Annotated in this window: 10 protein-coding genes; 8 read left to right on the forward strand and 2 right to left on the reverse strand. The window is 50.2% G+C overall.

Annotated features, from left to right (window positions below):
- Positions 1-23 precede the first annotated feature (23 nt).
- The 6 genes from NST07_RS12195 to NST07_RS12220 all read left to right on the forward strand — a co-directional run bounded on the left by NST07_RS12195 (position 24) and on the right by NST07_RS12220 (position 8,640).
- The gene (locus NST07_RS12195; RefSeq protein WP_342481644.1) at positions 24-1,685 is read left to right on the forward strand and encodes a response regulator; all 1,662 of its coding nucleotides are present in this window, start codon (positions 24-26) and stop codon (positions 1,683-1,685) included.
- A 59-nt stretch (positions 1,686-1,744) separates the two neighbouring features.
- Positions 1,745-3,592 (forward strand): sensor histidine kinase, encoded by a 1,848-nt coding sequence (locus tag NST07_RS12200; protein WP_342481645.1) that lies wholly within the window; start codon positions 1,745-1,747, stop codon positions 3,590-3,592.
- A 167-nt stretch (positions 3,593-3,759) separates the two neighbouring features.
- A complete protein-coding gene (locus NST07_RS12205; RefSeq protein WP_341097630.1) occupies positions 3,760-4,671 on the forward strand; it encodes an ABC transporter permease subunit in 912 nt (303 codons plus the stop codon).
- Positions 4,672-4,695: 24 nt separating this feature from the next.
- Positions 4,696-5,571: a carbohydrate ABC transporter permease gene (locus NST07_RS12210; RefSeq protein ID WP_038589718.1), complete on the forward strand. Its 876-nt coding sequence runs from the start codon at positions 4,696-4,698 to the stop codon at positions 5,569-5,571.
- A 93-nt stretch (positions 5,572-5,664) separates the two neighbouring features.
- Entirely contained in the window at positions 5,665-7,221 is a 1,557-nt protein-coding gene (locus NST07_RS12215; RefSeq protein WP_341091951.1) for an extracellular solute-binding protein, read from the forward strand.
- Between the two features lie 27 nt (positions 7,222-7,248).
- A complete protein-coding gene (locus NST07_RS12220; protein WP_342481646.1) occupies positions 7,249-8,640 on the forward strand; it encodes an FAD-dependent oxidoreductase in 1,392 nt (463 codons plus the stop codon).
- A gap of 22 nt (positions 8,641-8,662) precedes the next feature.
- Here the strand turns inward: NST07_RS12220 and NST07_RS12225 are convergent, their stop codons facing one another.
- Entirely contained in the window at positions 8,663-9,505 is an 843-nt protein-coding gene (locus tag NST07_RS12225; protein WP_341091956.1) for a YihY/virulence factor BrkB family protein, read from the reverse strand.
- Positions 9,506-10,068: 563 nt separating this feature from the next.
- Between NST07_RS12225 and NST07_RS12230 the strand changes: the two genes are divergently transcribed.
- Positions 10,069-10,998 (forward strand): hypothetical protein, encoded by a 930-nt coding sequence (locus tag NST07_RS12230; RefSeq protein WP_341091958.1) that lies wholly within the window; start codon positions 10,069-10,071, stop codon positions 10,996-10,998.
- A gap of 102 nt (positions 10,999-11,100) precedes the next feature.
- Here NST07_RS12230 and NST07_RS12235 read toward each other — a convergent pair whose 3' ends face one another.
- A complete protein-coding gene (locus tag NST07_RS12235) occupies positions 11,101-11,961 on the reverse strand; it encodes an SDR family NAD(P)-dependent oxidoreductase (protein ID WP_341378188.1) in 861 nt (286 codons plus the stop codon).
- A gap of 234 nt (positions 11,962-12,195) precedes the next feature.
- Between NST07_RS12235 and NST07_RS12240 the strand changes: the two genes are divergently transcribed.
- The gene (locus tag NST07_RS12240; protein WP_342481647.1) at positions 12,196-12,630 is read left to right on the forward strand and encodes a MerR family transcriptional regulator; all 435 of its coding nucleotides are present in this window, start codon (positions 12,196-12,198) and stop codon (positions 12,628-12,630) included.
- Positions 12,631-12,728 lie beyond the last annotated feature (98 nt).

Genomic DNA, 12,728 nt, shown 5'->3' on the forward strand with positions numbered 1-12,728 from the left:
TCATATAGAGAGGAACTGATACTATGAAAACATTAGTCATTGTGGATGATGAGCCCTCGGTGGTGAACGGGCTGCGCACTTATGTAGACTGGGCGGCACAAGGGATTCAATTGATCGGAACCGCGGATGACGGAGATACAGGGCTTACGCTCATACGTGAGCTTAGGCCGGATATTGTGCTGACGGATGTGCAAATGCCTTCCATGGACGGAATTACGATGGCTGCGGAGGTCCGTGCACTGCTGCCGGATGCCAAAATTGTGTTTATCAGCGGGCATAACGATGCAGAGTATTTGAAATCGGCGCTGCAGATGCATGCGGCTGATTATATTTTTAAACCAGTCAGCAGAAAAGAATTGTACGCTGTGATGGAAAAAGTGACTGCTGCACTGGATGCGGAGAGGCGGGAGCGGGACCGGGTGAAGGAAATGCAGGTTAAGCTGACCCAGAGCATGCCGCTGCTGCGCGAGAAATTTCTGCTGTCGGTGGTCAGCGACAACATCAACATGGCCCAGGTTCAGGATAAACTGCAATTTCTGGGACTGTCGCTGCTCTCTGCGGACAGCTATATCATTATGGTCATCGTAATTGATGATGTTCCGCAGGTAATGGATTCACGCAGTGAGCGGGATAAACAGCTTTTGTCCTATACGGTGCTGAATATCATTCAAGAGTTAACGGATAAGCAAATGCGCGGTGTGACGTTTGAGAAGGAGCCGGGAGAGTATGTCGGCATTTTGTTGACCCGTTCTTTTGGAGGGCAGGAGGCGGACCGGGAGATCAAACCGGAGCTGTCAGCTGACCGCTCTCCCGAGAACGAATTGCTGCTGCTGGCGGAATCAATCCGCGACAATCTGCGGAAATGGCTGAAGCTGAGTGTAACTATCGGGGTGGGGGATGGAGTAGGCAGCCTTTCTGAGGTGCCGGCCTCCTATAAGCAGGCAAGAGCTGCCGCCGACCAGAAATGGTATCTGGGTAAAAATCGCATTCTGACGATGGACAACATTGAGTCCGGAGAGAATCTGCGTTACCGCTTTGAGCCGGAATGGAGCGAACGCGTAATCACTGCCCTTAAGTCAGGCGATCAAAACCGGCTGCAGGGGGAATTGAGAGGTATCTTTGGCCTGCTGGAGCAGAACCGGGGGCAGGGCTCCCGTTACGCGCAGAATGTCAGTCTCCACCTGATCCTGCAGTCCAGCCAGGTGCTGATAGAGCTGAACGGCATGACGGCAGAGTGGGAGCAACGGGAAATGGAAGCCTGGAAGCTGGTTATGCGCCAGGAAACGATACAGGATTTGCTGCGGTATACGGAATCGTATTTGCGGCATGTCTGTGATTTTGTGGAGGCCAAACGCAGCGGAAAGTCCAGTGAGGTCATTGAACGGGTCCGCCGCCTGATCGGAGAGCGCTATGCGGACAATTTGACGATCGCCGATATTGCAGCAGGCGTATATCTCAGTCCTACCTATGTAAGGCTGCTGTATAAGCAGGAAACGGGTGAAACCGTGTTTGAATATTTGACCAAAGTACGGATTGAAAAGGCGAAAACGCTGCTGAGAGATCCGCAGAACAAATTTTACGAGGTCTGTTATGCCGTAGGTTATACCGATCCCAGCCATTTCAGCAAACTGTTCAAAAAAATGACCGGGAGCACACCCAGCGCCTACAGAGAACAGCAAAATTAGAACTTGTGCCTCCCAAGGGCGATACGACAAAAAGGCCGGAGAAATGAGGTGTCACCTTTATGAAACTGGGATGGAGCTATCTGACTGGACTTGGACAGGGGATTCTGGCCGCAAGAAAGTGGCTGCTTGTCTATGCCTTGCTAATCTTGCTGCCGGTGTCTATTTTACTGGCCTCCTTTTATCAGCGGTCTAGTGAAATTCTGGAACAGGAAGTTACCCGTTCGATGCAGCTTACACTTAAGCAGGCAGGGCTGAATTTAACTTACAAGCTGGAACACATCCGCGACAGCAGCAATTCGGTGTTTATGAACCAAATCCTCTACGATAATCTGCTCCAGAAAGCCAGTATCACGGAGCAGCTAAAACAAATTAAGGAGCTCCGCAATCTGGCCGAAACCGCGCAGGAGAATGAGGATATTTTCCGCCTGCGTTTTTTTGTTGATCCTTCCCGCCTGTATGCCGGAGACCGGATTAATCTGTATTCCCTCGAGGATGCAAAGAGATATCCATGGTATGAATCGGTGATAGAGGCCGGCGGGGGGATGGTATGGACCGGTGTTTACCAGGAGAAGTATAACGACATTGGTAAAAAAAATATTTTTTCCGTAGCCCGGATGCTGCGCAATCCCCAGGAATATGAAGAGATTGTGGGTATTCTCGTGATGGATGTGTCCGAAGGTTTGATCGGGGAGATTATGTCGGAGCTGCAGTTCTCGGACAAGTATGCGCCTTTTCTAACCGATGCCAGCGGCAGATTGATCTACAGTTCAGATAGTACCGGTCTGAATAAGTCGGATAACAAACCAGGAAATCTGCAACAGGAAGCGGATGTCCTGCCTGAAGAGCTGCTTGACACCATCGAACACTCGGGGGAAGGCATCCTAAAGCATTCGATTGGCCGTGAAGAAGTGAACGTAGTGTACACCACCATCGGAACGACTGGCTGGAAGCTGGTTGCACAGGTATCGGAGCCTGAGATTTCACACAGGGCTACAGCGATGAATCAGTTCACCAGTATTGCTACACTCGCGGGAATTACGGTTTTGTTCCTGGTACTGGTCTTTGTTCTCTTCATGTTCATGATTCAAGGCATGCAGCGCAGAGTACAGATGATTCTCAGAATGATCCGCAAGGAAGGGATCGGCTGGCTGGAGGACCGCCGCTCCATGCCTGATGGTGATTTTCGGCTGCTGGAGCGCAGTGTGGACCATCTTATTCACAAGGTCAATAACCTGATGGAAGAATCGTATCAGGCCAAGATGCAGGAGCGGGAGGCCCAGCTTCGCACACTTCAGGCGCAGATCAATCCCCATTTCCTGTACAACGCCCTGGATATGATCAACTGGTCGGCCATTGCCCATGACGCTGAGGACACGAGCCAGATGATTGAAGCGCTGGCCCGTTATTTCCGGCTCAGCCTGAACCAAGGGCGCGACAACGTCAGCATTGTGGATGAGCTGAATCTGGCCAAGGTGTTCCTGGAGATTCAGCAGAACCGCTTCCCGTCCACGTTTACATTTACCATTCATGCGGAACCGGGGCTTGAACAATATATAATGCCGAAGCTGACGCTGCAGCCTCTGGTGGAGAATGCTCTGCTTCACGGCATCCGCAAGACGAAGCAAAAACAAGGAGTGATCACAATTACCGCAGCTCTTGAACAGGGAGATATTGTACTCACAGTCTGTGATGACGGAATCGGTATGAGTCAGGAGCAGGCCAACCGTCTGCTGACCGAGCCGTCTGCCGGGCTTCAGCCGGGCAGTTCAGAGGGTTCGTTTGGGCTCTATAATGTCAATGAAAGAATCCGCTATTTCTCAGGCAACCGGTATGGCTTGTCCATTGAGACGGAGAACGGAAAGGGAACCCTTGTTACTGTGAAATTTAAAGCGGTTTCATCAGAATAGTTTCTGCAGCTTTATTACAGTCACCTGAGACCAGAAATAATCGCTTTACCTCCTACACCAGTACCGGGGTCCATCTTTATAATTAACCCATAAACAGTTGGGGGTGAGTCATCTTGGGCGCAGGTGTCACGGATTTGAACCCGAAGAGCAAGGTTAAGCCAACCAGAATCAGGTCCGCAAGCAGGTGGAGATATGCATGGAGAAACAGGGATTATTATGTACTGCTGATCCCCGGATTATTGTTTCTCCTGCTCTTCAAATATACACCGCTTTACGGGGTGCTGATTGCTTTTCAGGATTTCAACATTTTTGAAGGCATTAAGGGCAGCGAGTGGGTAGGGCTGGAGCAATTTCATAAGCTGATCCAGTCGGAAGAATTCGGAAGGGTGTTTATGAATACGCTGTTAATCAGCGTTTATAAAATTGTGATCCTTTTTCCGGTTCCTATCTTCATCGCGCTGGTGCTGAACGAGGTTCGGCTGATGTTCTTCAAACGGACGATTCAGACGATCATTTATCTTCCGCATTTTCTGTCTTGGGTCATTATCTCTGGCTTATTCGTGACCATCCTCTCCACATCGGGCGGGCTGGTCAACAACATCATCCAGTGGTTTGGCGGAGAGCCGGTCAGTTTTTTTGTCAGCAATGAGTATTTCCGCAGTCTCGTGGTGTTTACCGCAGGCTGGAAGGAAACGGGCTGGAATGCCATCGTCTTCATTGCCGCCATTGCCGGTATTGATCAGGAGCAATATGAAGCGGCTGCCATTGATGGGGCGGGCAGAATCCGCCGGATGCTGCATATTTCCATTCCGGGAATTCTGCCGACGGTGGTGCTGATGTTCATACTCCGTCTCGGTTCAGTACTCGACGCGGGTACAGAGCAAATTCTCACAATGTACAATCCGGTGGTATATGAAACAGCTGATGTCATCGGAACCTTCGTGTACCGGATCGGTCTTGGCAAGATGGACTACAGCTTCAGTACAGCAGTCGGGCTGTTTAACTCCGTCGTCGGTTTCATCCTGATTGTCTCAGGCAACTACATCAGCCGCAAGCTGCTTAAGCGCGGAATCTGGTAATCCGGGAAGGGAGAGAAGATAACAATGACCAAACGAACCAAAGGAGATCTGGTGCTCGATATCTCCGTGTATGTCTTCCTGATCGCCCTGGGGATTATTATGCTTCTGCCGCTGCTGAACGTGTTATCCAAATCGGTCAGTGAAGAATGGGCAATCACTTCCGGCAAGGTGGGCATCCTGCCTGTGGGCTTCCAGCTTGACACTTTGAAGGAGGTTATTTCCTCCTCGATGTTCATACGCGCCTTTTGTGTATCCATCGGTGTCACTGTAGTAGGAACGGCTATTTCGATCCTGATGACCGCACTTACCGCGTACCCGTTATCCAAACGTAATCTGCCGGGTATTTCCTTCATTATGGTGCTGTTCATCTTCACTATGCTGTTCAACGGAGGGCTGATTCCCAATTATCTGCTGATGCGCCAGCTGCATTTGATCAACAATCTATGGGTGCTGATTCTGCCCGGAATGATCAGTGTCTTTAATATGCTGGTTATCAAGAGTTACTACGAGAGTCTTCCCGAAGCGCTGGAGGAATCGGCACGGATTGACGGTGCCAAGACGTACACTATACTGTTCCGGATCATCCTGCCGCTCAGCATGCCGGTTATCGCCACCATTGCCCTGTTCTATGCCGTGGGCTTCTGGAATGATTATTTCGGCCCGATGATCTATATCAACGATACCGCGCTTAAGACTTTGCAGCTGTATCTGCAGGATGTCGTAATGGATGCCAGTGCGGCCAATGCTGTGAACAAAAGCGTGGACGATCTCATGAATATGTCACCTGAAGGCATACGCGCAGCGACTGTGGTAGCTTCCACTGTCCCGATCCTGTTTGTGTATCCGTTTCTGCAGAAGTATTTTATCAAAGGGGTGCTGATCGGCTCTGTAAAAGGCTGAGTTTTGTCCCCGCAGCTTGCGCTATGAAGCCGCTCTTTGACAGAGCGTTTCATATACAGCATCACCCCATACAATTGGAGGAGGGTTATAAGGATGAAATATAGAAAAGGATTGTCTCTCATGATGTGCACCGGGCTGCTGCTTGCAGCAACGGCCTGCGGTTCATCGGGCAACAATGGTAACAAAGAGAGCAAGGGAACAGAGGAGGGGGCAAAGGCTCCGGCGTCTACAACCGCTGCAATAACTGAAAGCGATTCCAAACCTGAGCTGAAATCACTCAATCTGTGGTCAAAGGATGATTACAACACGTATCCGCTTGCCAAAGTGATTGAAGAACAGACCGGCTACAAGGTGAAATACGAAATGCTACCGGCAGACAAAGCGATGGATAAGCTTAACCTGCTGATTTCCTCCGGTGAGCCTTATGACGTTATTACCATTTCCGGTGAAAAAGCCGTGTATACCGATTATGCCAAAATGGGTGCGCTGGTGGATCTGGGACCGCTAATTGATGAGTTTGGACCCAACATTAAAGCGTCCATCTCAGAGGCGTCCTTTGATGCCATGAAGGTAGATGGCAAACTGTACGCGATTCCGAACAGCTCTTCGCAGTTTGCCGGGGCCGATCTGATGATCCGCCAGGATTGGCTCGATAAGCTGGGGCTAAAGATGCCGACGACGCTGGATGAATTTACAGCAGTGCTCAAGGCGTTTAAGGAAAAAGATCCCGGCGGTAACGGCAGCAACGGCGCACCGATGTCCATTGACGGTGCTCTCGCAACGACAGCCAATATTACCGGTGCATTCGGAATTGGCACAAGCTGGAACCAGGTCGACGGCAAACTGGTGCCGACACCGCTGCACCCGGGATTCAAGGAATATTTAACTTATATGTCCGATTTGTATAAGCAGGGTCTTCTGGACAAGGAATTTGCAGTGAACAAGGATGCTACCCTGAAGGAGAAGTTCACCAGCGGCAAGGTGGGTGTAATTCAGCTTCCCTGGTATGACATTCCGGGCATTGCTGATGCGCTGGCTGCAAATTTCCCGGATGCCAAGTTTGCTTACCTTCCTGCCTTAAAAGGGAAAGACGGGCAAATGGGCCTCGGGATGAGCGGCGGGTTCGACCGCATTACCTTTATTCCGAAATCTGCCAAACATCCTGAAGATGCAATTAAATGGATCAATGCCAAGCTGGAGAAAGAAACGTTCAAGCTGATCGCCATCGGAGAGGAAGGCAAACATCATACGTTTAAAGATGGCATGTACAGCCCGATTCTGCCGCTGTTCACGGATGAACGGGGCAATGCAAGCAACTATCTGACCGGTATCGATGAAAAGCTGTATCCAATCTATTGGCAGGCCCGTGTCCAGAAGGATGCACGTCTGTTTGCCGGCTTCTCCTTCCTTAACAATGAGCTGCCTGCAGAGGCCAGAATCTCTGATCCGCTTGCGCTGGCTCCATCCCTGCCGGAATATTCCAAGAGCAATGCTTCACTGGGTCAGATGATCAATGATTTTGCCGTCAAGGTAATCGTAGGTGAGGAGACCCCTGAGGCGGTAACAACCTTTGTTGAAAAGTACAATGCCGCTGGCGGAGAAGCGAGTGTCAAAGAAGTTAATGACTGGTATGCGGCATCCGCTAAATAAAAGGCTGAGTGTTTGGAGGAAAATAGAATGAAAACCTACAGGATGCGGAGCAATAAAGTTCCGCTCCAGGACAACTGGGATGTGATCGTTGTGGGCGGCGGCCCTGCGGGCTGCACGGCCGCCGCCGCCGCCGCGCGTGAAGGGGCAAGAACACTGCTGATTGAAGCGACGGGAAGCCTTGGCGGAATGGGAACCTCGGGACTGGTGCCGGCATGGTGTCCATTCTCCGACATGGAGACCATCATCTATAGAGGGCTGGCGATGAAAGTATTTGAAGCCCTGAAAGCTCAGATGCCGCATGTTGACAAGGATGCCATGGACTGGGTGCCGATTGAACCGGAGAAGCTGAAGGTCATCTATGATGAGCTGGTTCAAGAAGCTGGTGTAACTGTATTGTTCCAGACCCTGCTTGGCTCTGTGGAAACCGGTGAAGACGGCAGGGTGGAAGCACTGATTACGGCCAGCAAAAGCGGCCTGCAGGCTATGCAGGCCAAGGTATATATCGACTGTACAGGAGATGCCGATGTTGCGGCTTGGGCAGGGGCGGAATACCTCAAGGGCGATACCGGAACCGGTGACCTCATGCCGGCCACGCACTGCTTCAACCTCGGGAATGTGGATGAATATGCTTATCTGAACGGACCGCTGCTGCATGGCAATAATAAAACCAGTCCGATCTATGACATTCTGCGGTCCGGCAAATATCCGTTGATCCCGGATTCGCATATCTGCAACAATATGATTGCTCCCCGTACGGTAGGCTTTAACGCCGGCCATTTATGGGAAGTGGACAACACGGATGCCTTTTCGGTATCGGCTGCACTGATGCAGGGAAGGAAACTTGCCGCAGTTTACAGGGAGGCGCTTGCCGAGTTTATGCCGGCATCCTTCGGCAGCTCTTTTGTGGCCAGTACAGGTTCGTTAATGGGAGTGCGTGAGACAAGAAGAATTACCGGGGATTACGTACTAAGTGTGGAGGATTATGTGAACCGACGCAGCTTCGCGGATGAAATCTGCCGCAATAGCTATTTCATTGATATCCATGGGACGGAAAAGGAAGAGAAGCAGGCTGGAGGCAAGCAGGAAGTCATTAAACGTTACGGTCCGGGCGAATCGCATGGCATTCCTTACCGTTGTTTGACCCCGCGGACGTTGAGAAACGTCCTGGTCGCCGGGCGTTCCATCTCCTGTGTGCGCGAGGTCCAAGGCAGTGTCAGGGTGATGCCGGTCTGTCTGGCCATGGGCGAAGCCGCCGGGATTGCCGCAGCACTGGCAGTGAAGCTTCCTGACAATGACGTGCATGCGGTGGATATCCCTACCTTGCGCAGACGTCTGCAAGAAGAAGGAGCATACCTTCCCGAGATAGCCGGGGCAGACTCCGCCAAACCGCACGATGAAGCGAAGAATGGTGTAGTCTAAAATGCCTCAGCCTCACCGGAATCTATTTGCGGATGGGCCTGCGATTGAACAGGAGCGCGTTGATCTCGCCGCCGACCAGTATAATGATTGAACTGATGTACAGCCAGATCAGCAGGATCATGACGCCTCCGAGACTTCCGTAGGTTTTGGTGAAATCGCTGAACTGGTTGACGTAAATGGAGAAGAGAATGGAGGTTATGATCCAGCCGATGGTGGAGAACATCGCGCCGGGCATAACCTCTTTTAGCGTAAGCCTCCGGCTGGGTGCAATCCAGTAGAGCAGAGTGAACACGACGAACAGCACGAACAGCGGGACGATATATTGCAGCAGATCCCATACCTTCTGCAGCCCGTAAGGCAGATCAGCGAGCAGAAAAATCTGTGTCTTCAGCCAGCTCCCCAGTACGAGCAGCAGAATGCTGAGCAGAACAACAACACCAATGATCATGGTGGCCAGGAAAGCAATCCCCCGTATTTTCCAGAACACCCTGCTCTCATCAATATCGTAGGCGCGGTTAAGCCCTTTGATGATGGCATTGATGCCCTTGGAGGCAGCCCACAGCGTGGCCAGCATCCCGAAGGACAGCAGGGCCTCACTCCGTCCCTCGGATACATCCTGCAGAATCTCTTCAATAATAGAGACGGCTTCGGCAGGCATGATCTGCTGCAGCTCCGCAATCCTGTCCTCGATAGAAATATGGGCGTAACCGATCAGTGTCATAATAAAGATCAGGAAAGGAAACAGGGAGAGGATCAGATAATAAGTCAACTGCGCACTGATACCCTGCACATCGTCGAGTTTGATTTTTTGGAACAGCTGCTTCATCAAAGAGAACACACCTGCGGCATCCTTAGTCTTGTTCATAGTTCACTCCTCTACCCGCTTTTTCTTTTATGTTATGCATGTACATATTTTTTAATATTAACATAACCGCAAATTTTCCAACGGTATGCCTTAGGGGCAGAGGCTGAACCAAAGCGGAAACTCCAAATTGTGGATTAGACAAGAGGTGGAACATAGTCTGCGGCGGTTATCGCTCAATAGCTTATTTTACCCGCTACCGTTATTTTGTTCGACTCCTTATCCCAGTAAATAGACTTCTCTGCAATAAACATGATTTTCCTTAATCATAAATTGAGATGCAGAATAATCAACTGAATTCGCCACGATATGGAGCGGAGTGGCCGCATAGATATTTGTTGTGGACAACGGTAATACAAGCAGTAAGGATATAGCCGTTATCAACTTCTTAAACCACAAGTGTAATATCAATGTATCCTTTAGGACCCAGAAATAGAGATTGTACGTCATTGTAAAAATAATGAGTGATGTCATAGCTATCTACATAGCGGGTTTTGTTTAATACAAGTATATACTTTAGCACCAAGGACTTACAGGCCGATCTAATTACCGGAAGGAGAATCATAATGAGTTTGCCGCTTACGGATTACAACAGAATTCGCAGCTGGTTTTACCGCAATGCCCGCCCTTTGGATCTCGCCAGATGGAGGTTCCATTTCGAAGAAGGGCCTTTGTCCGCAGTGTTGGAGGCCTTATCTGCTTATCAGAATGAAGACGGCGGTTTTGGACATGCGCTTGAAGCCGACTCCTGGAATCCGAACTCCACACCGATTCAGACAGCGACAGCGGTAGAGAAGCTGCTGGAGGTTCATTTTGATGACCGGACCCATCCGATCGTTCAAGGGATGATGAGGTATCTGGACAGTGGAGCGGAGATGGATGAAGGTATCTGGAGGAATGTAGTGGACTCCAATAATGATTACCCTCATGCCCCATGGTGGCATACGGATTCGAACAGCACCGCCCGCAGTATGTATAATCCGACAGCAATTCTGGCTGGGGCAATCCTCAAATTTGCCGACAGAGATAGCCGGCTCTATGAACAAGGCATGCAAATTGCCAAAGACTTGGCAGGCAGGTTTCTGGAGCATCCCGATATAGAGATGCATCCGCTGATATGTGTGCTCACGATGCTGGAGTGTATCTCTGCCGCTAAGGTCGAGGAGCATTTCGCTTATCCGCAGCTAATAGTAGCTGCCAGAGCCCAAATCGCAGTGCTGCTGGCACGCGGAGCCGGGGATTGGAACGGATACAGCTGCAGACCTTCTGCATTTATCAAAACACCGGATAGTTTGGGTGCCGCGGATCACGCAGCGCTGGTTCAACAAGAGCTGGACTACATACTGAGCACCCGAAATCCGGAGGGAGTTTGGAATTTGACCTGGAGCTGGGCTGCTTATGAGAAAGAATTTGCAGTCGCCGAAAACTGGTGGAAAGCGAGTATTGCGATTGAAAATTTGCTGCTGCTGCGCGCATTTAAAGGATTGGGCGGCTAAAAGGATTGTGATGAGGATATGGTAAATCAGTCGAACTGACCTCCTAAAATGAAAAATGCAATAATTTTGGTTGTATTACAATTAGTTAGCCACCCCACATTATCAAGAGTTGCTGTAGGCAGGAACATACTCATGTTCATAAATGGCCTGCACTTTTTCCAGAACCTTGCGGCTCTCGGAGGCGAACTTCAGGTTGCTCACCTCGTCTTTGACGAGAAATACTCCGGGCACATGGCTGTGCCTGCCGAAAGCCGCTTTGTACAGCAGACCGGCCCCGTAGCTGGGATGAGGGAAGAACAGCTTGATAATCGGCTTCAGATAAAAAGGTAAACCCGATTTTTTGCCGCTGCGGATCGTATTATTGCCCCCCGGGTCTGCGCTGCGGATCATTATTCCTTCAGCGGCTAGCTGTGTGGAGATTTCTTTGGTCCAGAGTGAAAGCGCCATTTTGGAAGTAGCGTAGGGGCCGAACAGTTTTTTGAAGGATGCTGGACGCTCCAGGGTATCCGGATTAAATTCCTTCAGTGTCAGAACCGCATTGGAGGCAGTATTGATCACCGTTTTATGAGTTCCTTTCAGGAGCAGCACTTTTAGTTCCATCATTATAATGTAGGGGACCACTGTTTGCAGCTCAAAGTGCAGCTCCCGCCCCTGCTTGGAATAACTCAATTCGGCAAAGCTGCCGCCGGCGTTGTTGAACAGCAGATCAATCCGGGGTTCAGCCGCCACAACCTCCCCGAGCGCTTTTCCCAGACTATGAAAATCTGCAAGGTCCGCCTTATAAATCCGCACCCGCTTGCTGCTTAGTGCTTCAAGGATAGGGGCATCTTCTTCGGGAAATCCAGAGCGGATAAGTGCGATCACCTCCCAGCCTTCACCCAGCAGTTTGCGGGTCAATTCCAGGCCAATTCCGTTGTTGGCTCCTGTAATCAGCGCGATTCCGCGCTGTGTTTGTGTTGTCATAGTAATCTCTCCTCAAAGTTCAGTAATAGTGGTCTTAGGCCTGACGGTTGATGATGCGCTCATTGTATAACTTGGAGCCGACTCCAAGTCAAGGAGGTTTGACTGTATTTTTTGACGTTATTCAAAATCCTTGAAACAGGGCAGCAGATAAGGGCAGGTTGCCGTGAAATAAACGTTGACTTGGAGCTGACTCCAGGTTATACAATATAAAAATAAGAAAACGGAGGTGGCAGCATGAGTGAGGTTAACGCAATGATCAAGGGCTACTCCATTAAAGTGGCCTCTGAGCTGACGGGAATCACGGAGGACACAATCCGTTATTATGAGAAGATCGGACTGCTGCCCCGGGCACAGCGCAAAGGGAACAGCCACCGGGTGTACAGTGATGGAGATATCGAAACCATGAAGCTGATCACCTGTCTGAAAAAAACGGGAATGTCCCTGGATGATATGCGGCCATATCTTGACCTGTCGCTGGATTCCAATCTTGCTGAATACCCGGAGCTGTATGCAATGATTCAGATTCATAGACAGAAAATACTGAACCAGATTGCTTCGCTGCAGCAAATCGTGGACCTGATTGATACCAAGATCACTCAGAGCAACTTTGGCAAACAGGAATGCACGCTGACCGGGGATGTCAAACGTATGCCTGTCCGGAAAATTTAAGCTTATACAACTTCAAAATTGAACAGGTTTTAACTCGATCTATACAATGGAGCGTTTCTGGAATCTTAGGGGAGCGCTCTTTGGCATGAGCAGATTGC

Origin of the sequence: Paenibacillus sp. FSL L8-0340 (assembly GCF_038593145.1) — a bacterium.
In the GTDB taxonomy this organism is placed as follows: domain Bacteria; phylum Bacillota; class Bacilli; order Paenibacillales; family Paenibacillaceae; genus Paenibacillus_AQ.